Source organism: Streptomyces filamentosus, assembly GCF_014654895.1.
In the GTDB taxonomy this organism is placed as follows: domain Bacteria; phylum Actinomycetota; class Actinomycetes; order Streptomycetales; family Streptomycetaceae; genus Streptomyces; species Streptomyces filamentosus.
On record NZ_BNBE01000004.1, the window covers coordinates 845,381 to 866,479 of the forward strand.

18 protein-coding genes and 2 pseudogenes are annotated in these 21,099 nt (G+C 76.0%); 9 read left to right on the forward strand and 11 right to left on the reverse strand.

Translation table 11 applies throughout. The features are described from left to right. Positions 1–46: 46 nt before the first annotated feature. From IE326_RS37690 to IE326_RS37705, 4 genes are all read right to left on the reverse strand, one after another. On the reverse strand, positions 47–1,849 hold the full coding sequence (locus IE326_RS37690; RefSeq protein ID WP_190044770.1) for a methyltransferase: 1,803 nt from the start codon (positions 1,847–1,849) through the stop codon (positions 47–49). A gap of 55 nt (positions 1,850–1,904) precedes the next feature. Continuing rightward, on the reverse strand, positions 1,905–3,170 hold the full coding sequence (locus tag IE326_RS37695; RefSeq protein ID WP_190044771.1) for a 4-hydroxybenzoate 3-monooxygenase: 1,266 nt from the start codon (positions 3,168–3,170) through the stop codon (positions 1,905–1,907). Between the two features lie 327 nt (positions 3,171–3,497). Beyond that, a complete protein-coding gene (gene opcA, locus IE326_RS37700; RefSeq protein ID WP_150234479.1) occupies positions 3,498–4,412 on the reverse strand; it encodes a glucose-6-phosphate dehydrogenase assembly protein OpcA in 915 nt (304 codons plus the stop codon). 131 nt (positions 4,413–4,543) lie between these two features. Beyond that, the gene (locus IE326_RS37705) at positions 4,544–5,137 is read right to left on the reverse strand and encodes a DoxX family protein (protein ID WP_150234481.1); all 594 of its coding nucleotides are present in this window, start codon (positions 5,135–5,137) and stop codon (positions 4,544–4,546) included. A 190-nt stretch (positions 5,138–5,327) separates the two neighbouring features. Between IE326_RS37705 and IE326_RS37710 the strand changes: the two genes are divergently transcribed. The 3 genes from IE326_RS37710 (at position 5,328) to IE326_RS37720 (ending at position 8,199) form a co-directional block, all read left to right on the forward strand. Beyond that, entirely contained in the window at positions 5,328–6,722 is a 1,395-nt protein-coding gene (locus IE326_RS37710) for a dipeptidase (protein WP_190044772.1), read from the forward strand. A gap of 131 nt (positions 6,723–6,853) precedes the next feature. Next, positions 6,854–7,480 (forward strand): HdeD family acid-resistance protein, encoded by a 627-nt coding sequence (locus IE326_RS37715; protein ID WP_190044773.1) that lies wholly within the window; start codon positions 6,854–6,856, stop codon positions 7,478–7,480. Positions 7,481–7,776: 296 nt separating this feature from the next. Beyond that, on the forward strand, positions 7,777–8,199 hold the full coding sequence (locus tag IE326_RS37720; RefSeq protein WP_030750989.1) for a DUF350 domain-containing protein: 423 nt from the start codon (positions 7,777–7,779) through the stop codon (positions 8,197–8,199). A gap of 50 nt (positions 8,200–8,249) precedes the next feature. Here IE326_RS37720 and IE326_RS37725 read toward each other — a convergent pair whose 3' ends face one another. Next, positions 8,250–8,744 carry a hypothetical protein gene (locus IE326_RS37725; RefSeq protein ID WP_190044774.1) on the reverse strand — a complete coding sequence of 165 codons (495 nt, stop codon included), beginning with the start codon at positions 8,742–8,744 and terminating at the stop codon, positions 8,250–8,252. Next, positions 8,741–10,192 (reverse strand): WGR domain-containing protein, encoded by a 1,452-nt coding sequence (locus IE326_RS37730; RefSeq protein ID WP_150234491.1) that lies wholly within the window; start codon positions 10,190–10,192, stop codon positions 8,741–8,743. Before IE326_RS37730 ends, IE326_RS37725 begins: the two co-directional genes overlap by 4 nt. Positions 10,193–10,367: 175 nt before the next feature. Here IE326_RS37730 and IE326_RS37735 point away from each other — a divergent pair, with 175 nt between their 5' ends. Both IE326_RS37735 and IE326_RS41975 read left to right on the forward strand, forming a co-directional pair. Then, on the forward strand, positions 10,368–11,498 hold the full coding sequence (locus IE326_RS37735) for an SPFH domain-containing protein (protein ID WP_190044775.1): 1,131 nt from the start codon (positions 10,368–10,370) through the stop codon (positions 11,496–11,498). A 19-nt stretch (positions 11,499–11,517) separates the two neighbouring features. Beyond that, a complete protein-coding gene (locus IE326_RS41975; protein WP_190044776.1) occupies positions 11,518–12,480 on the forward strand; it encodes a M23 family metallopeptidase in 963 nt (320 codons plus the stop codon). 32 nt (positions 12,481–12,512) lie between these two features. Here the strand turns inward: IE326_RS41975 and IE326_RS37745 are convergent, their stop codons facing one another. The 3 genes and pseudogenes from IE326_RS37745 to IE326_RS37755 all read right to left on the reverse strand — a co-directional run bounded on the left by IE326_RS37745 (position 12,513) and on the right by IE326_RS37755 (position 15,741). Beyond that, on the reverse strand, positions 12,513–13,229 hold the full coding sequence (locus IE326_RS37745; RefSeq protein WP_190044777.1) for an ABC transporter ATP-binding protein: 717 nt from the start codon (positions 13,227–13,229) through the stop codon (positions 12,513–12,515). Positions 13,230–13,265: 36 nt separating this feature from the next. Continuing rightward, positions 13,266–14,770 (reverse strand): annotated as a pseudogene (locus IE326_RS37750) (ABC transporter permease). A 275-nt stretch (positions 14,771–15,045) separates the two neighbouring features. Beyond that, complete coding sequence (locus tag IE326_RS37755; RefSeq protein ID WP_150234500.1) at positions 15,046–15,741, reverse strand: type 1 glutamine amidotransferase domain-containing protein; 696 nt, start codon at positions 15,739–15,741, stop codon at positions 15,046–15,048. Between the two features lie 356 nt (positions 15,742–16,097). Between IE326_RS37755 and IE326_RS37760 the strand changes: the two genes are divergently transcribed. Then, on the forward strand, positions 16,098–17,003 hold the full coding sequence (locus IE326_RS37760; protein ID WP_190045043.1) for a LysR family transcriptional regulator: 906 nt from the start codon (positions 16,098–16,100) through the stop codon (positions 17,001–17,003). A 22-nt stretch (positions 17,004–17,025) separates the two neighbouring features. On the opposite strand, the pseudogene IE326_RS41285 reads toward IE326_RS37760, so the two are convergent. Both IE326_RS41285 and IE326_RS37765 read right to left on the reverse strand, forming a co-directional pair. Then, a pseudogene (locus IE326_RS41285) lies at positions 17,026–17,241 on the reverse strand (LD-carboxypeptidase); the annotation flags it as partial. Positions 17,242–17,435: 194 nt separating this feature from the next. Further along, entirely contained in the window at positions 17,436–18,635 is a 1,200-nt protein-coding gene (locus IE326_RS37765; RefSeq protein ID WP_190044778.1) for an ROK family transcriptional regulator, read from the reverse strand. A gap of 190 nt (positions 18,636–18,825) precedes the next feature. Between IE326_RS37765 and IE326_RS37770 the strand changes: the two genes are divergently transcribed. The 3 genes from IE326_RS37770 to IE326_RS37780 are packed head-to-tail and all read left to right on the forward strand — an operon-like array spanning position 18,826 to position 21,091. Then, positions 18,826–19,476 carry a winged helix-turn-helix transcriptional regulator gene (locus tag IE326_RS37770; RefSeq protein ID WP_190044779.1) on the forward strand — a complete coding sequence of 217 codons (651 nt, stop codon included), beginning with the start codon at positions 18,826–18,828 and terminating at the stop codon, positions 19,474–19,476. Beyond that, a complete protein-coding gene (locus IE326_RS37775; RefSeq protein WP_150234509.1) occupies positions 19,473–20,417 on the forward strand; it encodes a ketopantoate reductase family protein in 945 nt (314 codons plus the stop codon). Before IE326_RS37770 ends, IE326_RS37775 begins: the two co-directional genes overlap by 4 nt. 38 nt (positions 20,418–20,455) lie before the next feature. Next, positions 20,456–21,091 (forward strand): phosphoribosylanthranilate isomerase, encoded by a 636-nt coding sequence (locus IE326_RS37780; protein ID WP_190044780.1) that lies wholly within the window; start codon positions 20,456–20,458, stop codon positions 21,089–21,091. Positions 21,092–21,099 lie beyond the last annotated feature (8 nt).

The window sequence follows — 21,099 nt, forward strand, 5'->3', positions numbered from 1 at the left end:
GCGCCGTCCGCCCCCGCCGGGCGGGCGGCGCCCTCGCGCGTCCCGCTCACCCCCCGGCGGCCTCCTCCGGCGCCTTCCGGGCGTGGAGGGCGTGCGCGCCCAGGGCGAGCGGGGCACTGCCGGCGAGGACGAGGCCGCACTCCCCGAACACCCGGGCGTAGTGGTCGGCGGTGCGCTCCCGGCCCCCGGTGTTGCACAGCATGTGGAGGTCCCACGCGGTGGCGAGGGAGGGGCTGTCGTCGGCCGGCAGGAGGCGTTCGACGACGAGGAGGTCCGCGTCTGCGGGCATGGCGTCGGCGCAGTGCCGCAGGATGGTCCGGCAGCGGTCGTCGTCCCAGTCGTGCAGGACGCGGGAGAGGACGTAGACGTCGGCCCCCTGCGGCACGTCCGCGAAGTCGCCCGGCCGGCAGGAGCACCGGTCGCCGACGCCGAGGGCGGTCAGCCGGGCCCGGGCCGCCGGCAGGACCTGGGGGCGTTCGAGGAGGACGCCGCGCAGGGCGGGGTGGGCGGTCAGGACGCGGCCGAGGAGCTCCCCGGTGCCGCCCGCGACGTCCACGACGGTGCGGGGGCGGCCGGGGGCGGTGGCGGCGGCGGTGAGCACCGGGTGGCCGGGGAGCGGGTCGAAGAGGGGGGCGCTCGACGCCATGGACCGGTCGAAGAGCGCGGCGAGTCCGGGATCGCGGGCGAAGTGGTCGAAGTGGTTCTCGCCGTGGAGGCGGTCGAAGCCGGGCTCCCCGCTGCGCACGGCGTGGGCCAGGTGGGCGAAGGACGCGTAGAAGGGTCCGCCGTACATCAGCGCCAGGGGCCGCATCGAGGCCGGGGCCGCGTCGTCCAGGAGCGCGCCGGTGTCGGTGAGGCGGTAGCCGTCCGGGCCCCGGGAGACCACGCCCAGCCCGGCGAGGTACCGCAGCAGGACGGCGAGGCCCCGCGGGTGGGCGCCGACGGCCCCGGCGAGTTCCGGGACCCGCTTCCCGGCGTGCCGGTCCATGGCCTCCGGGAGGCGGAGCTCCGCGCACGCCGCCAGGGCCTGGGTGGTCCAGGCTCCGGTCAGCAGCCGCAGGAGCGTTTCCGCCGGGCGCGCGGCGTCGGACTGCCGGGGGACGTCGGGCCGGCGAGGGGCGTCGGGCTGCCGCGGGTACCGTGCTGCCGGGGTTCCGGCGAGGTGCTCGGCCAGTACGTCGCGGTGGTCGCCGCCCGCGTACAACTCCACCCGCCGGTAAGGGGTCTTGGTGCCCTCGGGCGCGGTGAGGTAGAAGACGGTGCCGTCCTCGTGCGGGTTGTAGCCGCCGCCGTCCGGGGCAGCGCCGTGCCGGGCGAAGCTCGCGAGCAGTCCCCGCAGCACCAGCGGGTCGGGGTGCTCGACGTCGAAGGCGAGGTGCGCCTCGCGGTCCGCGCCGCGCTCGTCGGCGGCGATCCGGGAGAGTCCGGAGCCGGGCGGCACGCTCAGCGCGAACACCTCGACCGTGCGGCGCTCCTCGGCGGGCCCGCGCACCTCGGGGCGGAGGATCCTCACCTCGAGATCGCCGGGGTGGTGGCCGTGGCGCGCGGCGAGACGGTCGCGGACGACGACGCTGGGCCGCGCGGGCCCGTCGGCGGGCAGGCCGCACGCCGCCAGCTCCGCCCGCAGCGCGCGCTCGTCGGGCGGGAACACCAGGACGGCGGCGTGCGCGAAGCGGCACCGGTCCGTGAGGGCCCGCAGTTCGGGGCCGTCGAGGCCGGGCAGCACGCGCGAGAGGAGCACCGGGGTGTCCTGCTCGCGGACGAAGCGGGCCGCCGCGTCCAGCCGGTCCCGGTCGGCCGGCGCGGGCGTGCTTCTTCCGGGCAGCGCGAAGGAAGGTTCGGAGTGCATGACCTGTCCAGGGAGAGGGTGAAGGAGCTTGGCGAGGAGGGGGAGCGAGGGGTGGTCAGATGCCGGTGTAGTTCTCGGCGAACCAGTTCTGCCGGGCGGCCGAGTGCCGCAGCGAGGCGATGCGGGAGCGGCGCAGGCGCTCCTGGAAGAGGTCCTCGGCCCCGGCGGCCGGGAAGCCGGAAGCGCCCGGCGGGTCCGAGGGGTCCGAGACGTCCGAGGGCTCCGAAGAGCGGTGATCCGCAGGGTGGTTCGGGGGGTCCGAGGGGTCGGCGGTGCCGTGCAGCAGTCGGATCATCCAGTGGGAGAACTCCTGCGCGCGCCAGATGTGGTCCAGGCACCGCTCGGAGTAGCGGTCGAGTCCGCCGGGGTCGCCGTGGACCAGGGCGTCGGCGAGGGCGCCGGCGAGGATCTCCGCCTCCAGCACGGCGAGGTTCGCGCCCTTCGCGGCGGACGGGCTGATCAGCGCGGCGGCGTCGCCGGCCAGGAACAGGGCGCCGTGGCGCAGCGGTTCGAGCACGTCGGAGACGAGGGGGACGACGGCGCGCTGGACGATCCGGCCGCGCCGCAGGGGTCCGTACGCGGGGGCGCGCATGCGCAGGTCGAGCTCGTCCCAGACGCGGTCCTCGCTCCAGTCGCCGGCGCGGGTGCCGCGCGCGCACTGGAGGTAGTAGCGGGTGATGTCGGCGGAGCGGGCCATGTGCCCGGCGAAGCCGCGCGAATGGACGGCGTACCCGACGGCGTCCAGGCTCGGCGGCGCCTCGGCGAGCAGGCCGAGCCAGGACACTCCGTGGTCGCGGTGGTGGCGGCGGACCGCGCCGGGCGGGAGGGAGCGCCGTCCGGCGCCGTGGCGGCCGTCGCAGGCGGCGACGTACCGGGCCCGCCAGCGTCCGGGGCGCCCGTCCCCGTCCCGCACGGCCACCTCGGGCGCCGGTCCGTCCGCGCCGGACACGGTGACGGCCTCGGTGTCGAAGCGGACGCGCCCGCCCGCGCCGAGGAAGTGGGCCAGCAGGTCGGTGACCAGTTCGTGCTGGGGGTAGACGGTGTGGGGTTCGCCGGTGCCGAGCCGCCGGTAGTCCAGGCGGAAGCGGCCGTCCTCGGTGCGGAACTCGCAGACGCCGTGCTCCCGGCCCCGGCGGCTCAGCCCCTCGTCCAGGCCGTGGCGCCGCAGGATCCGCACGGTGTTCGGGGCGAGGAAGCCGGCCCGGGCGCGGTTCTGCACGGCGTCGCGTCCGGCGCGTTCGAGGACGACGCAGTCGACGCCCCGGCGGAGCAGGAGGTTCCCCAGCACGAGGCCGGCCGGGCCCGCTCCGATGATGACCACATCAGCCGATCCACACTCCGTCCGAAAGTCATTACTCTCTGTCACAGAAGTGGATCATAGGCAGGGGGAACCACACGGACGGACCAAGATCACCCGAATGCACCCATGAAAGGGAAAAGGATTCTCCTGGAGAAAACCGCCCGGCCCCGTCCACTCGCCCCGGCCCCGCCCCCGTGTCACCTCGCCCGCCTCCTCTCCGTCGCACCCCTGGACCACCGTCCGGGACGGGCGAAGGGGCCGGGCCGTGACCGGAACAGGGACGAGCGGCAGCGGCGGCGTCCGTGGCGGGGCGGCCTCGCGGTGCTCGAACGCTTCCGCGCGGCGGTCCTAGACGGCGCGGCCCTCCAGGGCCGCCGCGTAGGCGTCGTCGGGGTCGAGGTGGCGGAGTTCCTCGGCGATCAGTTCGGCGGTCGTGCGTACCTTGAGCGCCATGACGCGGCCGGGCTGGCCGGGGATGGCGAGGTGGGCCACCGGGCCCTCGGGGCGGTCGATCCGGATCTCCCCCGCCGGGGTGCCCATCCGGACGGCGGTGACGACCGGGCCCTCCGAGACGATCCGCTCCACCGGGACGCCGAGCCGGAGTTCGAACCAGCGGGCCAGCAACTCGGCGCTGGGGTTGGCCTCCTCCGCCTCCACGGCGGCCGAGACGACGTCCGTCCCGGCCTGGTCGAGGGCGGCGGCCAGCATGGAACGCCAGGGGGTGAGCCGGGTCCAGGCGAGGTCGGTGTCGCCCGGGGCGTACGAGGCGGCCCGGGCGGCCAGCGCGCCGAGCGGGTCCTCGACCGCGTACGTGTCGGTGATCCGCCGCTGGGCGAGGGCGCCGAGCGGGTCCTTGGAGGGGACGGCGGGGGCGTCCACCGGCCACCACACGACCACGGGGGCGTCGGGGAGCAGCAGCGGCAGCACCACCGAGTCGGCGCGGGCGCCGAGTTCGCCGTGGAGGCGGAGCAGCACCGTCTCGCCGGAGCCCGCGTCGGTGCCGAGGCGGACCTCGGCGTCGAGCCGGGTCACGTGGCGTTCGCGGGGCGACAGCGCCCGGCGGCGGATGACCACGAGGGTGCGCGAAGGGTGCTCCTTCGACGCCTCGTTGGCCGCGCGCACGGAGTCGTAGGCGTTCTCCTCGTCGGTGACGATCACCAGGGTGAGGACGACACCAACGGCGGGGGTGCCGACGGCCCTCCGCCCTTCCAGGATCGCCTTGTTGATCGCGCTGGAGTTGGTGTCCGTGAGATCGATCTTCATGGCCCGGCACCCGTCCCTTCCTCTGCGGCGAGCCTAACGCCCCGCACGCGCGCGCGTGCGACTCCCCCCCGGCCCCGGTCCGCCTCCGGTCCGGGAGGCCGGCCGCGGACGGGGGCGGGGCGCACGGGGGTTCAGTGGGTCTCCGGCTCCTCTGCGCCTTCGGCCCCGGTCTCGGCCTCGGCCTCGGCCTCGGTGTGCGGATCGGCCTCGGCTGCCTTCTCGGCCCGCGCCTGGGCCCGGCGGCCGACCACGGCCGCCGCGGCGACCGCCGAGCCGAGGAAGGCGGCGGCCACCACCCAGGGGCGGTCCAGGACGTGCCCGGTGGCGTGGTCCAGGGAGTAGCGGCCGGCGCCGGTGACGCCGATGGCGGCGGCGGTGAAGCCGAGGAACGCCGGGTACTCGTAGCCGCCGCCCTGGGCGAAGAAGCCGGCCGGGGCGTGCACGGAGACGGCGCCCGCCATGGCGCCCGCGGCGGCCGCGCCGGCGGCGGGGGTGGCGAGTCCGAGGGCGAGCAGCACGCCGCCGCCGGCCTCGCCGAGGCCCGCCGCCAGGGCGGACTCGCGGGGCGGGTGGAAGCCCATGGCCTCCATGCCCTGGGCGGTCCCCTCGATGCCTCCGCCGCCGAACCAGCCGAAGAGCTTCTGGGTGCCGTGCGCGGCGAGGACGGCGCCGGTGCCGACCCTCAGCACGAGCAGCCCGAGGTCGCGTCGGTTGGGGTGGGCCATGACGTTCTCCAGGTGCGGGAGGGGACGCGTACCCCTCCACTGTCGCCGCCCGGCCCCTCCGCCGCCGCCCGGGAGGAAGGTCCGATACTCCGGAAGGGTCACGTTTTGCGGCGTTTGCCGGGCGTTGCTTGACTGGGGTGGCCGTTGCCGCACCGGCCGTCCGGGGGCGGCCCGAGGGAAGTGGGTACGCATGACCTCCGAGTCCACCGACACCGCCGCGCTGCGGGAGCGGGTACGGGCACTGATGCCGCGCGCCGAGGAGGACCTGACCGCGCTGGTCGCGATGCGGTCCGTGGCCGATCCGCGGCAGTTCCCGCCCGAGGAGTGCGGCAAGGCCGCCGACTTCCTGGTGCGGGCCTTCACCGGGGCGGGACTGCGGGACGTGCGGCGGGTCACCACCCCGGACGGCACGGACGCGGTGGTCGGGCACGCGCCGGGCCCCGAGGGCGCGCCGACCGTCCTCCTCTACTGCCACTACGACGTGCAGCCGCCGCTGGACGACGACGCCTGGGAGACCCCGCCGTTCGAGCTGACCGCGCGCGACGGGCGCTGGTACGGGCGGGGCGCGGCCGACTGCAAGGGCAACATCGCGATGCACCTGACGGCGCTGCGGGCGCTGGGCGGCGCCGAGGGCGCGGAGTTCCCCGTGCACATCAAGTTCGTGGCGGAGGGCTCGGAGGAGCAGGGCACCGCGGGCCTTGAGCAGCTGGTGCCGCTCCAGCCCGAACTCTTCGAGGCGGAAGCCCTGTTGATCTGCGACACGGGAAACTTCGCGCTCGGCCTGCCCACGACGACGACCTCGCTGCGCGGGCTGGCCAACGTGGTGGTGACGGTGTCCACCCTCAAGGGCGAGATGCACTCCGGCATGTTCGGCGGGCCCGCGCCGGACGCGCTGGCGGCGCTCGTGCGGATGCTGGACAGCCTGCGCGACGAGCACGGCAACACCGCGATCCAGGGGCTGCCGGCGGACGGGCTGTGGGACGGGGTGTCCTATCCGGCCGACCAGTTCCGCGCCGACGCGGGCGTCCTCGACGGGGTGTCGCTGGTCGGCACCGGGTCGGTCGCCGACGAGCTGTGGGCGCGGCCCGCGGTCACCGTCCTCGGCATCGACTGCCCGCCGGTGGTCGGCTCCTCGGCCGCCGTGCAGGCGAAGGTGCGGGCGCGGGTCAGCCTGCGGGTGCCGCCCGGCATGGACGCCGAGGAGGCCCGGAAGGCACTCACCGACCACCTGGTGGCGGTCGCGCCCTGGGGCGCCCGGGTCGAGGTGGAGGCGGAGAGCGCCGGGCAGCCCTTCCGGGCCCGCACCGACGGGCCCGCGTACGCGGCGCTGGGGACGGCGCTGAGCGAGGCGTACGGGAAGGCCATGGTGCAGTCGGGGCAGGGCGGTTCGATCCCGCTGTGCAACGTGCTGGCGGACCGCTTCCCGGACGCGGAGATCGCGCTGATCGGGGTGGAGGAGCCGGGCTGTCTCATCCACGCCCCCAACGAGAGCGTCGACCCCTCCGAGATCGAGCGGATGGCGCTGGCCGAGGCGCTGTTCCTCGGCTCGTACGCCGAGGCGTTCGCGCGCGCCGCCGGTACGTGACGTTCTCCGGCACCCCCGTGACGTGTTCCCGGACCCGTGAGGCGCGCCCCTCCCCCGTGAGGTGTTGCCGGACCGGTGAGGTGTTCCCGGGCCCGTGACGTGTTCCCGAAATTCGAGAGGAGACGGATCCCATGACGCAGACGCATGACAGGCCGCACGACAGGCCGCACGACGGACGGACCGGGAGCGACCTGCCGCCGGGGCCGCTGACGATGCTCGCCGGGGCCGCCTGGCAGGCGCTCCTGATCGCCGGGCTGGTGGCCCTCGTCCTCGGTGTGCTGGTGCTGGTGTGGCCGGGGGCCTCGCTGGTCGCGGCCGGGGTGCTGTTCGGCATCTACCTGCTCTTCAGCGGTGTGATGCAGCTGGTCGCCGCCTTCGGCACGCACGCCAGCACCGGGCTGCGGGTGATGGCCTTCATCAGCGGCGCCCTGTCGATCCTGCTCGGCCTGTTCTGCTTCCGGGGCGCGACGCAGTCGATCCTGCTGCTCGCGCTGTGGATCGGCATCGGCTGGCTCTTCCGGGGCATCACGCAGACGGTGGCGGCGGCCTCGGACCCGGCGATGCCGGCGCGGGGCTGGCAGGTCTTCCTCGGCATCGTCAGCGCCCTCGCCGGAGTGGTGCTGATCGTGTCGCCGCTGGAGTCGGTCGCGGTGCTGACCCTGCTCGGCGGGATCTGGCTGATCGCGGTCGGCGTGGCCGAGATCGTGACCGCCTTCATGGTCCGCTCCCGGGCCAGGAACCTTCCGCCCGGCGCCTGATCCGCCCCACCCGGGCCCGCCCGTCCGGCGCCTGACCCGCCCCCACCCGGCCCGTCCGGCGCCCGGTCCAGCCCGCCCGGCCCGGCCGGCAACCGATCCGCGCCGCCCGGCCCCGTTCCGCCCGACCCGAGCGGCCGGTCCGTGCCGTCCGGTCCGTCCCCGTCGGTCCGTCCCGTCCGGTCCGTCGTCCGCCCGTTCTCCGGGCGGGCGGCGGACCTGCTCGTTCCGTGCGCTAGATTTTGCCGGTCCATGACCGTCGATCGCTCGCGATCACCACTCTCCGGAGCCGGCTTCCCATGACCGACATCGTCAACGGCCTCGGCCGCGCCACCGCCTACGGCGCCCTCGGCGTGGTCCTGCTGATCCTCGGCATCGTCCTGGTGGACGTCCTCACCCCCGGCAAGCTGGGCCGTCAGATATGGGAGGACCGCAACCGCAACGCGGCCGTCCTGCTCAGCTCCGCCCTGCTCGGCATCGGCGGGATCGTCTTCACCTCCATCTGGACCACCTACGACAACTTCGGCAAGGGGCTGCTCTCCACCGCCGCGTTCGGCCTGCTCGGCCTGGTCATGATGGCCGTCGCCTTCCTCGTGGTGGACCTGGTGACGCCCGGCAAGCTGGGGGCCACGCTGGTCGACCCGGAGCCGCACCCGGCGGTGTGGGTGACCGCGTCCTGCAACATCGCCGTCTCCGCGATCGTCTCCGCCTCGATCGCCTGACGCCCTCCCTCCTTCTTCCCGCCGCCCGCTCCGGCCCGGTGCCCGTCCGTTCAGGACGGTCCCGGGCCGGCGGTCGTCCCGGCCGGCTCCACCTCCAGGAAGCGGCGCCCGCGCGGCCCCTTGTAGAGCAGCGCCTCCCAGCCGAGCCGCGCCAGCGCGTCCGCGCAGGCCGTCAGCGCCCCGGGCTCCTCGCGGGCGGCGCCGGAGCCCGGCGGCCCCAGCCACTCGACCACGACGGTGGCCGGCCGCTCCCCCGCCCTCACCCGGTAACCGGCCGCCGTCCGCTCCCCGTCCGCGCCGACCGCCGACGGGGCGAGCCCCGCGGCCTCCAGGGCCAGCGCCACCGCCCGTACCGGCTGCCGGAGCTCCCACGGGGCGGGTACGGCCCCGGGGGCGTCGCCCTGGCCGGTCAGCCGCCGGATCTGCCGCAGCCCTTCGAGGGCGGAGCGCACCTCTCGGGAGCGCTGCTCGGCGTCGCCCGCGAGCGGCGGCCCGTCCCCCGTCGCCGCCTCGAAGGCGCCCTTGCCGGCCGGCTCCCCGCTCACAGCAGCCGCCGGATCTCGCCGCGGACCCGGTAGAAGCCGCCGGCCGCCGGGTGCAGGGCCTCCACCACGAAGCGTGCTCCGGGCTCCCGGATCGCGCGGGGGAACTGCACGTTCCACGCGGGCTCGTAGCCGGGGCTGACCACCCGGACGCGGCTCCGGCCGCCCTCCAGGGCGCACTCGACGACGATCGAGCCGGCCGGGGCCTCGCCCGCCGCACCGACGGACGCCACGGAGGCGACGGCGGAGGCGGTGGTCGCCGGGGTGTACGTGGGCAGCGCGGCGGCCAGCTTGACGTCCCGGGCCACCGGGACGCTGCCCTGCTGGGCGGCCTGGATCGCCGCCTCGCTCGCGTCCACGCAGACCAGCGAGCCGTCGGTGGTGACCAGGTACAGCCGCTCGTCGCGGTACTGCATGGAGAGCGCCGAACCGCCGCCGATGCCCAGCTTCCACAGCCGGGTGCCGTCCTCGGCGAAGCAGTAGACGGAGGAGGCCGAGTCGCCCGCGAAGACGAAGCGGCCGCCGGGCGAGGTGGCGCACGCGTACACCGTCGCGTCGCAGGCGTAGACGGCCTCGACCCGGCCGTCCCGCTTCGCCAGCCGCTGCACCTTGCGGTGGCCCGTGCCCGCGTAGACGGCGGTGTCCTCCTGCCAGCCGAACAGCACCGCGCCGTCGACGGGGGTGTGCCACAGCTCGCCCGAGCCGTCGGCGGCGTACGCGGCGACGCCGTGCGTGTCGCCGTAGTAGACCGCGCGGCCGTCCGCCCGGACCATCCAGGCGTACTCGCCGCGGCCGGAGCGGGACCACTGGTGCTCGTCCTCGTGGTCAATGACGGTGAGCCGGCCGGAGCGGTCGGCCACGTCCAGCACGCCCTCGTGGATGTCGAGCCAGAAGATGTCGACGTCGGCGGCGATGTCGTAGGCGGCGAAGGGCAGCTTGGAGGAGAGGTCGTAGACCTTGCCGTCGTCGCAGCCCGCGTAGATCCAGAAGTCGTCGGCGACCAGGCACTTCACGCCGTCCGGCAGACCGAAGCGGGCCAGCACCTCGCCGCCGTGGTCCAGGGTGAAGACGTCGCCCGCCTGGTTGCCCATCCAGATCCGGTCCTCGTCCACGTGGATCCCGAAGGCGGCGGAGCCGGTGCGGAAGCGCCACAGCACCGGGGCGGCCGCGCGGGCCGTGGAGGGCGCGGAGCCGACCGCGCGGCGGGTGACGGAGCGGGCGGCGCGCCCGCCGGGGACCGCCGCGGCGTAGCCCTTGCGGACCTTCTCGCCGATCTTCTTCGCCGCCGCGGCCCGCGCCTTGTCGGCGGTGGCGAAGGAGGAGCGCTGGGTCTGCCCGGTCGCGCCGATCCGGCCGTAGCGGACGGACACCTCCAGTCCGTCGACGGTCACTTCGTAGAACTTGTGGGCACCGCCGCCGTCCTGCGACAGCTCCAGATAGGTCGTCGTCATGGGGAAAACGCTACGGGCGACCACTGACAACTGCCTCGGTGAGGCCGTGGCCAAGGGACCTAGGTCCCGGGCATTCGGGACCTTCGTCGCGGCATTCCGGACATACACCCCTGTGACGATGGAGCGTGAAGATCATCCGACGCGCCGTCACCTCCGGTACGGCCGGAAGGGCCTCATGACCGAGCGAACCACACGGGCCCTGCCCGTCCGGGTGCACCGGCACGCCGACGGCATAGCCATGGACGACCTCTTCCGCGCCGACCCCTCTCCCGCCCCCGGAACCGGACCCGGCTTCGGCCTCGGCACCGGCCTCGGCGCCGACCGCACCGACGACCCCGACGCCACCGCCGACACCGCCGACACCGCCGCCCGGATCCGCAACGCCTCTCCCCGGCCCCTCCTCGGCGCCGGGGCCCCGCGGCGCCGGAACCCGCCCGCCGAGCCCGACCTGACCGAGCGTCCGGGGCCCGCCGCACCCGGCTGGCTCGCCGTCCTGACCGGCACGGCCGCCCTGGGCACCGCCGCCGCCCTGCTCTGGCGGACCCGCCCGCTGCCCACCGCGCACCCGCACCCCTGGCAGTGGGCCGCGCTCGCCGCCCTCGGCGTCCTCGCCGTGCTCTGCTTCGGCGGGCTCACCCGCGGCCGCACCGGCTCCGCCTGGGTCCTCTCCCTCTTCGGCCGCTACCGGGGCAGCGTGCGCCGCACCGGCCTGACCTGGATCAGCCCCTTCGTGCTGCGCCGCCGGGTCGACGTGCGGCTGCGGCACTGGCGCAGCGAGCCCATCGCCGCGGTGGACGCCGAGGGTTCGGCGCTGCGGGTCGTGGTGCTCGTGGTGTGGTCCGTACGGGACACGGCCCGCGCGCTGTACGCCGTCGACGACCACCTCGACTACCTGCGGGAGCAGGTGGAGGCGGCCACCGCGCGCGTGCTGTCGCAGCTGCCCGCCGACGCCTTCCAGGGCGGGACGCCGACGCTGCGGGACGCGGAGGCGGTCGGCGACGCGCTGACCCGGCTGCTCGCCGCGGAGTGCCGGCCGGTCGGCGTCTTCTCGGCCCAGCCGACCCGCATCGAGTACGCGCCCGAGGTGGCCGCGGCGATGCGCCGCCGCCAGCTCGCGGCGCTGGACGCCCGGCACCGGGACTCGGTGCTCACCGGCGTGATCGACGCCGTCGACGACACCGTGGCCCGGCTGACCTCGCGCGGTCTCGTCGAACTCGACGACTTCGAACGCCAGGCCCTGGTCAAGGACCTGACCGTCGCCTTCTACACCCGGCGGGGCGACCTGCCCCGGCAGGACGGGGAGTGAGGACCGAACCGTGGGGACCATGCGGAAGACACGCGCGGGGGACGCCCCCGACGGCCTGGAGGCGCCCGGCTTCGTCGAGGAGACCCCCGAGGACTGCGGCTGCCCCGGCTGCGCGGCGGGGGCCGTCGCGGCCCGGACGGCGGCCGGGCGGACGGCGCCCTGCGGGGCGTCCCTGCACGGGGTGCGCCGCGCCGTGGTCACGGCCGCCGGACTGGTCGCGCTGACGGCCGCGGGCGCGGCCCCGGCCGCCGCCGAACCCGCCCCGGCGCACGCCGGCCGGGACGGCTCGCGCCACTGGTTCCGCGACGCGGCCGGCGAGTGGCGGTGGACCGGTCACGCGTCCGTCCACCTCCGGCGCACGGGCGGCACGACGGCGCAGGACCGGACCGGGCCCGCGCGGGAGCCGGTGTTCCGGGGACGGCAGGGCTGGGACGCGCGGGACCGGGTCTACTGGTTCCGGTCGGGCGGACACTGGTACTGGACCTCGCACCGCTGGAAGTACGAGCAGCGCACCGGCCGTACGGGGTCCCCCGCCGCGCCTCCCTCGCGGCCCGCCCCGGGCGGCGGGACGGCGGCGCGCGGCTGGACGGCGCCGGTGGAGTCGTACGTCTTCACCGGCGTCTACGGGGAGCGCGGCCCCTGGTCGCGCGGCTACCACACGGGCCAGGACTTCGCGGTGCCGAGCGGGACGCCGGTGCGGTCGGTGGGGCCGGGCCGGGTGGTGCGGGCCGGGTACGCGGGCTCGTACGGCTACGAGGTGGTGGTCCGTCACCCGGACGGCCGCTACACGCAGTACGCCCACCTGTCCCGCGTCGACGTGTCCGCCGGGCAGAGCGTGTCGGGCGGGCAGCGGATCGCGCGCTCGGGGGCGACCGGCCGGGTGACCGGTCCGCACCTGCACTTCGAGGTGCGGACCGGTCCGTCCTTCGGCGCGGACGTGGATCCGCTGGCGTACCTGCGCGGGCACGGCGTCCGGATCTGAACCGTCCGGGCCTCCGCCCCTCCCCGGCCTCCTCAGCCCTCCTTGCCCGCCGGGGCGGGGGTGCCCGCCGCCTTCGGGTTCTCGGTGACCGTGACGCGGCCCTTGCGGAGGGTCGCGAGGCGCGGGGCCCGGCGGGCGAGGGAGCTGTCGTGGGTGACCATCACGAAGGTCAGGCCGCGTTCCCGCCAGAGTCCTTCGAGGAGGTCGGCGATCTCGTCGCGGGTCGTCTCGTCGAGGTTGCCGGTGGGTTCGTCGGCGAGCAGCACCTGGGGGCGCTTGACCAGCGCCCGGGCGATGGCGACGCGCTGCTGCTGGCCGCCGGAGAGCTCGGAGGGCAGGTGGCCGAGGCGCTCGCCGAGGCCGACCGACTCCAGCGCCTCGGCGGCCCGGCGGCGGCGCTCGGCCGCCTTGACGCCGAGCGGGACGAGCGCGGTCTCCACGTTCTCCTGGGCGGTGAGCGTGGGGATGAGGTTGAAGCTCTGGAAGACGAAGCCGATGTACCGGCTGCGGATGGCCGTGAGCCGTCCCTCGGACAGTCCGGCGAGGTCGGTGCCGTCGAGAAACACGCTGCCGGCGGTGGGCCGGTCGAGACCGCCGAGCATCTGGAGCAGGGTCGACTTGCCGCCTCCGGTGGGGCCCTGGATGACGAGGCGGTCGCCCTGCGCGATCTTCAGGTCGATCCCGGCGAGGGCGTCGACTCTCTCCTGGCCGCGCCGGTACTGCTTGGTGACGCCGATGAGTTCGTACATGGGTGGGACTCCTGCGGTACGGGAAGGGGTGGGCGGCTACTCGACGCGGCGCAGCGCGTCGGCGGGGCGCAGCCGGGAGGCGCGCCAGGCGCCGAAGGCACCGGCGACGAGACCGCCGACGAGGGCGAGGAGGACGGCGAGGCCGACGGTGGTGAGGCTGACGGGGGCGGTGAGCGCGATGTCGACGCTGCGGCCGGCGGCGGTGCGCGCCGCGCCGGGCCCGCCGCCGAAGCCCGCGCCGCCGCCCATGCCGCCCATGCCGCCGCGGCCGGTGAACCCGCCGGTGCTCGCGCCGAGTTCGGCGGTGAGGGTGGGGCTGACGGCGGTGACGGCGTAGGCGCCGGCGAGGCCCACGGCGATGCCGAGGACGCCGCCGATGACGCCGTTGACGAGGGCCTCCCCGACGACCTGGCGGGTGACCCGGCCGCTCTTCCAGCCGAGCGCCTTGAGGGTGCCGAACTCGCGGACGCGGCGGCTGACGGCGGCGGAGGTGAGGAGCCCGGCGACGAGGACGGCGGCGAGCAGGACGGCGTACGAGAGCCAGCGGCCGACGCTGGAGGCGAGCCCGGCGGCGGTGTCGAGGGAGCCGGAGACCGTCTGGGAGAGGTCGGCGGAGGTGGTGACGGTGGTGCCGGAGACGTTCTTCTGGATGGCGGTCTTGACGGCGTCGATCTTCGTCGAGTCGGTGGCCCTGACGTAGACGGTGGTGACCTTGCCCGCCGAACCGGAGAGGGTCTGGGCGCGCTTCAGCGGCAGGTACACCTGGGCGGCGGCCTGGCCGCTGTCGGCGGTGGCGATGCCGATGACCTCGAACTTCACGTCCTTGACGGTGAGTTCGTCGCCCACGGCGAGGTCCTTCTGCTGGGCGTAGGCGCTGTCGACCACGACGACGGCCGCGTCGGTCTCGGTGGTCCTGAAGGTGCGGCCGCCGGTGAGCGTGGAGGTGGTGAGGGGGCCGAGGTCGGGGACGGTGACGTCGGTGCCGTAGAGGGTGAAGGAGTCGACGCCGAAGGAGGCGCCGCCCCCGGTGACGGTGTCGCCGGAGCCGCCGCCTCCGGGACCGCCCTGCCCGAAGCCCTGCCCCTGGCCGCCCTGGCCCTGCGTCCGGCCTTCGCCGCGCTGGATCTCGCCGCGCCGGAACTCGCCGTCGATCTTCAGGTCGACGAGGCTGAGGCCGCCCACGGCACGGTCCACGCCGGACTGCTTCGCGACGGTGGCGACGGTGGAGTCGGCGAGGGTCTGGAAGCCCTGGACCATCAGCCGGTCGCTGCTCTGCGCCTCGCCGTCCCCCGGCCCTGGAACTCGAACCGCGGCCGCGTCGGCTGCGCGCCCTCGGCGGGCCGCTCCTGCGCCTTGGTCACCGTGAGGTCCGTGCCGAGCCCGTAGAGGGATTCGAGGACCTTGCCCTGGGCCTGCTTCATGCCCGCCGAGACCGAGGTCACGACGATGACCAGCGCGATGCCGAGCGCCAGGCCGGAGGCGACGACGAGCGCCGCCTTTCTGCGGCGGCGCAGTTCGCGCCGGAGGTAGGTGAAGAACATGGCGCGAAGGTAGGACCGCCGTGTGAGCCCGGGATAAGGCCCGCGTGAGAGCGGGATGAGAGGACGGCGACCTGGGGCGGCGGGGGCGCGGGCGCTCGCGCCCGGCCCCTCGCGCGAGGGGCTCGCGTGAGGGGTCAGGGATGAGGGGTCCGGGAGGAGGCGTCAGGGGTGAGGGGTCTGACGTGAGGGCGGCGCCGGAACGCCTGGGAGCGGGGGCCGGGGGCGGGTGGCCGGGGCCGCTGGGGGTTCCGGCGGCCCCGGGCCGTTCTACGGGGTCAGTTCAGGGCCTTCAGGACCTCGGCGGCGAGGGGGGCGGAGGAGGCGGGGTTCTGGCCGGTGATCAGGTTGCCGTCGACGACGACGTTCGGGGCCCAGGACTCGCCGGCCCGGACGTCGACGCCGGCCTCGCGGAGGCGGGTCTCCAGGAGCCACTTCGCCTTGTCGGCGAGGCCGGCCTGGGTCTCCTCGGCGTCGGTGAAGGCGGCGACGCGACGGCCCGCGAAGGCGTTGGTGCCGTCCTCGCGCACGGCGGCGAGGAGGGCGGCGGGACCGTGGCAGACGACGGCGAGCGGCTTGCCGGAGGCGAGCGCGGCCACGAGCAGGCGGCCGGAGTCGGCGTTCACGGCGAGGTCCTCCATGGGGCCGTGACCGCCGGGGTAGAGGACGGCGTCGTACTCGGCGAGGTCGACGTCCTCCAGACGGATCGGCGTGCGCAGCTGCGCGAAGGCGTCGAGCGCGGCGGTGACGCGCGCGGCGCCCTCGGCCCCGCCGTTGGCCTCGGGGGCGAGGCTGCCCCGGTCGACGGTGGGGACGACGCCGCCGGGGGTGGCGACGACGAGCTCGTGGCCCGCGGCGGTGAACGCCTCGTAGGGGGCGGCGACCTCCTCCGCCCAGAAGCCGGTGGGGTGCTTCGTGCCGTCGGCGAGGGTCCAGTGGTCGGCGCCGGTCAGCACGAAAAGGATCTTCGACATGGGTCTGCGGGGCCTCTCGGTCGGGTGCGGGGCGGCGGGTACGGGCCCCAGGTGCGGGACCGGCTGCCGCCGATGGCTCCGACCGTAGGGGTCGCGACCCATGAGAATCCAATAGGCTCGGACATGTGGACGATAGGAATTCCGATGGGTCGCCGGGAATAGCCGCAGGCCCCGGACCTGGGGCCGGTCCGGGGAACGGGTCGGAAAACGGGGCGGGACCGGAGGCCGGACGGGGAAGCGGTCCGGAAAGCGGGTCGGGGGCAGGGGCCGACACGGCGAACGGTCCGGGGAGCGGGTCGGGGGCGGGGGTCGGTCCGGGGAGCGGGTCGGGGCCGGGGGCCGGCCCCGGGAACGGGCTGCCGGACCTGAATCTGCTGCGGACCTTCCTGGCCGTGTACCGGGCCGGGGCCCTCACCGCGGGCGCCCGCGTCCTGGGCCTGTCGCAGCCGACGGTGACCGCGCAGGTGCGGACGCTGGAGGGGCGGCTCGGCCGGGAGCTGTTCGAGCGCCGGCCGCGCGGAGTGGTGCCGACCCCCTTCGCGGACGACCTGGCGACGCGGATCATGGACCCGCTGGACGCGCTGGTCGCCGCGGCGGGGGCGCCGGACGGCGCACCGGAGGGGGACGGCCCGGCGGAGCCCGTCCATCTGGCGGGCCCGGCCGAGTACCTGTCGCACTCCGTGCTGCCGACGCTGGCCCCGCTGGTGGAGCGGGGGGTGCGGCTGCGGGTCTCCTTCGGCCTCACCGAGGGCCTGCTCGACGAACTGCGGGCGGGACGGCACGACCTGGTGGTGGCGACGGCCCGGCCCCGGGGGCGCAGCCTCGCCTGGCTGCCGCTCTCCGACGAGGAGTTCGTGCTGGTCGGCGCGCCCGCGTGGGCGGAGCGGATCGGCGGCCGGGTCGCCGCCGAGGGCCCGGCCGCGCTGCACGGGGTGCCGCTCGTCGCGTACGCCGAGGACCTGCCGATCCTGCGCCGGTACTGGCGCCACGTCTTCGGCCGGCGGCTGACGGCGGTGCCCGCGGTGACCGTGCCGGACCTGCGGGCCGTGCGGGCGGCGGTGACGGGCGGCGCCGGGGTGAGCGTGCTGCCGCGCTACCTGTGCGCCGCGGAGCTGGCCTCGGGGGCCCTCGTACCGCTGCACCTGCCGGAGGACCCGCCGATCAACACGGGTTTCCTGGTGCAGCGGCCGGGTCCGCCGGCCTCGCCGCACGTGGCGCTGGTCCGGGACCACCTGGTCCGGTGCGGGCGGGAGGCCGGCTGACGCGCCCGGGCCGGCGTCGGCAGGTGACGGTGATCCGGCGGGCGGGGCCGCCGACGCGGACGGTCCCGCCGTACGGGATCACCACCTGCGGATCGGTGTGCCCGAGGTCCACGTCGAGGACGGCCAGGGTGTCCGGGGCGTACGCGTCGAGGGCGCGGAGCACGGCGGCGCGCCGGGCCTCGCGGTGGGTGGCCCGGGCGGCGGCGTCGTTCGGCCGGTCGATGGAACGGGCGCGGGAGGACTTCGGGCGGCCCGGCGGTGGGCGAGAGCACGGCGACCCGGTCACCGGGGCGCGGCTTGGGGGGCGACGAACTCCGTCGCCGCCGTCATCGTCGTTCTTGTCCGCTCCGTCGTCTTCGGCGTCTCCGTCATCTGCGCACCCTGACCGGGGGCCGCCGCGGCCACCCGCCTTTTCCTCGCGGGCCGGCGCCGTCAGCGGGTGTGGGCGAGGGGGTCGGCGAGGATGTCGTGGAGGACGAGGGCGGCGGCGCCCCGGGCGGCGTCCGTGGCCGGGGAGGCGGCGCGCAGCCGGAGGGCGTCGGCGGGCCAGAGGCCGGAGACGACCCGCTCGGCGAGCTCCGCCGTGACGGCGGGGGCCAGCCAGGGCATCAGGCGGGGGTAGATGCCGCCGAGGACGACGGCCTCGGGGTCGAGGAGGTTGACCGCGCCGGAGAGAGCGCGGCCGAGCATCCGGCCGGCCTCGGCGAGCGCCGCGCGTGCCCGGGGGTCCTCGCGTTCGGCGCGGGCCGCGAGGTCGTCCACGTCGGTGGCGTCCGCCGCGCGCAGCAGCGCGGCCTGTCCGGCGTACTGCTCCAGGCAGCCGCGCGAGCCGCAGCGGCAGCGGGGTCCCTCGGCGTCGACGACGAGGTGGCCGATCTCGCCGGCGAAGCCGTGGGCGCCGCGCAGGAGTTCGCCGTGCACGACGACGGCACCGCCGACGCCGGTCTCGCCGGTGAGGTGGAGGAAGGTGCGGGGCGTGCCGGGGGTGCCGAAGCGGAGTTCGGCGAGGGCCGCCATGTTGGCCTCGTTGTCGGAGGCCACCGGGAGCCGGCCGGCGGCGGGCCGCAGCGCGGCCAGGGCGTCGCCGAACAGCTCCTCGGCGGGGACGCCGTGCCAGCCGAGGTTGGGGGCCTGGCGGACCGTGCCGCCGGAGACCAGGCCGGGCAGGGCGAGGGCGGCGCCGGTGGGGTGCAGGCCGAGGGCGGCGGCCTCGGCGAGCGCCTCGGCGGCGACGCCGGCGGCGCGGGCGAGGACCTCGGGGGCGTCGGCGGCGCGGTTGTCGAGGCGTACGGAGCGGCGGATCCGGTCGGCGCCGTTGAGGTCCACGAGGCAGACGGCGACGTATGCCACGTTGATCTCGACGCCGAGCCCCGCGGGGCCGGTCCCGGCCGGTTTGAGGACGGTGCCGGGCCGGCCGGCCTGGCCGCTGAAGGTCTTGCCGGACTCGACCAGGAACCCGAGGTCGAGGAGCTGCTCCACGAGGGAGGAGACGGCGGGCCGGGTGAGGCCGACCCGGGCGGCGACGGCGGCCCGGGTGGTCTCGCCCGCGTCGTGGACGGTCCTGAGGACGAGGCTCAGGTTGTGCCGGCGCACGCCCGACTTGTCGGCCTTGGGTTCCGTGGGCTGGTTCATGGTGAGCGTGAGCCTAGTCGCCCCTTTCGCTCGAACAGAAACGTGTCCGGGGACCGGCCCCCGGGCGCGGAAAAGTTCGGTGACCGAACTCTTTTCGCGTCCTTTCGGCTACGCTGCCGGGCATGACGCTCCTCGCGATCGCCGACGACGCTGCCCCGCGACCACCCATGGCTCCTCCACGGGACCACCGATGACGCTTCCTCGCGACTACCGCGGCCAGACCTGCGCCCTCTCCCGGGCGATGGAGGTCGTCGGCGAGCGCTGGACCCTGCTGATCCTGCGGGACGCCTTCTACGGGGTGCGCAGGTTCGGCGAGTTCGCCGCGCACCTGGCGGTGCCCCGGGCGGTGCTCGCCGACCGGCTGGCCGGGCTCGTCGCGGCGGGGGTCCTGGACCGCCGGCCGGAGCCCGGCACGGGCCGCCGCGAGGCGTACGTCCTCACGGAGAAGGGCCTCGGCCTGTGGCCGGCCGTCCGGGCGCTCACCGACTGGGGCGAGCAGCACGCCCCGGCGCCCGGCGGCCCGCGCCGGCTCTTCCTGCACCACGCCGACGGAGCGCGGGTTGGCCCCGACGGACACTGCTCCGGCTGCGGCACGCCCGTCCCGCCCGGGGACCTCCTGGTCGCCCCGGGGCCGGGGCTCGGCGCCGATGCGGAGGGCGGCGCCGATCCCGGTACCGAAGCCGATCCCGGTACCGTCGTCGATCCCGGTACCGACGTCGATCCCGGTACCGACGTCGATCCGGTGACGGCGGCCCTGGCCCGCCCGCACCGCCTGCTCACCCCCCTGCTCGCCCCCTTGCCCGCCGCGCCGGTCCGGCGCCCCTCGAAGGGAACCCCGTGAAGATCCTGGTCGTCGGCGCCGGTGCCACCGGTGGCTACTTCGGCACGATGCTGGCCCGCTCCGGGCAGGATGTCGCCTTCCTGGTGCGGCCCGGCCGGGCGGCGGCGCTGCGCGAGGGCGGGCTGCGGGTGGCCGGCCGGGACGAGGAGTGGGTGCTCGACGCGCCCCGGCTCGTCACGGCCGGCGAGGAACCCCCGTACGACCCGTACGACCTCGTCCTGCTCGGCGTGAAGTCGACCGCCCTCGGCACGGCCCTGACCGACCTGGCGCCCTTCGTCGCGCCGGGCACGGCGGTGCTGCCGCTGCTCAACGGCATGGCCCACCTCGACGCGCTGGACGCCCGGTTCGGCGCCGGGGCCGTCCTCGGCGGGGTCGCGAAGGTGGTCACGACCCTCGACGACGCGGGCGTCGTCCGGCGCCTCGCGCCACTGGCGCACCTCGCCCTCGGCGAACGGGACGGCGGGGTCTCGCCGCGCGTGGAGGAGATCCGTACGGTCCTGGAGGGCGCCGGGATCGACGCACCCGTGCCCGCGTCGATCGTCACCGCCATGTGGCACAAGTGGGTCTTCATCGCCACGATCGGGGCGGTGACGAGCCTGATGCGCGGCACCGTCGGCGAGGTGTACGACGCGCCCGGCGGCCCGGAGCTGGGCCCCGCGGTCCTGGCGGAGGCGGCGGCGGTGGCCGCGGCGGCCGGACACCCGGTGCCGGAGGAGGAGCGGGCGGCGACCCTCGCGGTCGTCTCGGCACCCGGCTCCCCGCTGGTCCCCTCCCTCTACCGGGACCTGGCGGCGGGCAGGCCGACGGAGGTCGAGCACCTCTTCGGCGACCTGACCGCGCGGGCCCGCGCCCTCGGCGTGCCGACCCCGCTGCTCGACCTCGCCACCCTCCACCTGCGGATCCACCAGCGGCGGATCGACGCCGCCGGGCGCGGTCAGTAGGCTCGGCGGCGCCGGGACGGAAGCAGAGGAGCGACAGAGTGTTCGTCAAGGTGTGCGGGCTCGCCACGACCGCCGACATCGACGTGGCCGCCGGGGCGGGCGCGGACTCGATCGGCCTGGTGATCAGCGGGACCAGCGTCCGCGGACTCGACCGGGCCCGCGTGCCGGCGCTCGTCGCGCACGTGCCGGACGGCGTCGTGTCGGTCCTCGTCGTCAACGACACCCCGGCCGCCGAGGCCGCCCGGATCGCCGCCGACCTCGGCTTCGACGCGCTCCAGCTGCACGGACGCGCCTACGGCCGCCCCGAGTTCGAGGCCGCCGCCGGGATCTTCCCGCACCTGTGGCGGGCGACCGCGCTCGCCGACGGCCCCGACACCCGCGTGGGCGCCCTGGGCGAGGAGATCCTGCTGCTCGACTCCCCCAAGGCCGGCTCCGGCTCCCGCTGGGACCTCTCCCTCCTGGAGACCGCCCGCCCCGAGGGCCGCTGGCTCCTCGCCGGCGGCCTCGCCCCCCACAACGTCGCCGAGGCCATCGCCACCGCCCGCCCCTGGGGCGTCGACGTCTCCAGCGGCGTCGAATCCTCCCCCGGCGTGAAGGACCACGCCCTCGTGCGCGCCTTCGTCAGCGCCGCGAAGGCGACCGCTCAACCTTCCGGCGCCCCCGCTCGTCCCTGAAGGCACAA

Excerpts from the sequence above, each read along its gene's own strand:
- IE326_RS37690 (WP_190044770.1), bottom strand. The coding sequence starts at position 1,849 with ATGCACTCCGAACCTTCCTTCGCGCTGCCCGGAAGAAGCACGCCCGCG.
- opcA (WP_150234479.1), bottom strand. The coding sequence starts at position 4,412 with ATGAAGATCGATCTCACGGACACCAACTCCAGCGCGATCAACAAGGCG.
- IE326_RS37705 (WP_150234481.1), bottom strand. The coding sequence starts at position 5,137 with ATGGCCCACCCCAACCGACGCGACCTCGGGCTGCTCGTGCTGAGGGTC.
- IE326_RS37710 (WP_190044772.1), top strand. The coding sequence starts at position 5,328 with ATGACCTCCGAGTCCACCGACACCGCCGCGCTGCGGGAGCGGGTACGG.
- IE326_RS37715 (WP_190044773.1), top strand. The coding sequence starts at position 6,854 with ATGACGCAGACGCATGACAGGCCGCACGACAGGCCGCACGACGGACGG.
- IE326_RS37720 (WP_030750989.1), top strand. The coding sequence starts at position 7,777 with ATGACCGACATCGTCAACGGCCTCGGCCGCGCCACCGCCTACGGCGCC.
- IE326_RS37730 (WP_150234491.1), bottom strand. The coding sequence starts at position 10,192 with ATGACGACGACCTATCTGGAGCTGTCGCAGGACGGCGGCGGTGCCCAC.
- IE326_RS37735 (WP_190044775.1), top strand. The coding sequence starts at position 10,368 with ATGACCGAGCGAACCACACGGGCCCTGCCCGTCCGGGTGCACCGGCAC.
- IE326_RS41975 (WP_190044776.1), top strand. The coding sequence starts at position 11,518 with ATGCGGAAGACACGCGCGGGGGACGCCCCCGACGGCCTGGAGGCGCCC.
- IE326_RS37745 (WP_190044777.1), bottom strand. The coding sequence starts at position 13,229 with ATGTACGAACTCATCGGCGTCACCAAGCAGTACCGGCGCGGCCAGGAG.
- IE326_RS37755 (WP_150234500.1), bottom strand. The coding sequence starts at position 15,741 with ATGTCGAAGATCCTTTTCGTGCTGACCGGCGCCGACCACTGGACCCTC.
- IE326_RS37765 (WP_190044778.1), bottom strand. The coding sequence starts at position 18,635 with ATGAACCAGCCCACGGAACCCAAGGCCGACAAGTCGGGCGTGCGCCGG.
- IE326_RS37770 (WP_190044779.1), top strand. The coding sequence starts at position 18,826 with ATGACGCTTCCTCGCGACTACCGCGGCCAGACCTGCGCCCTCTCCCGG.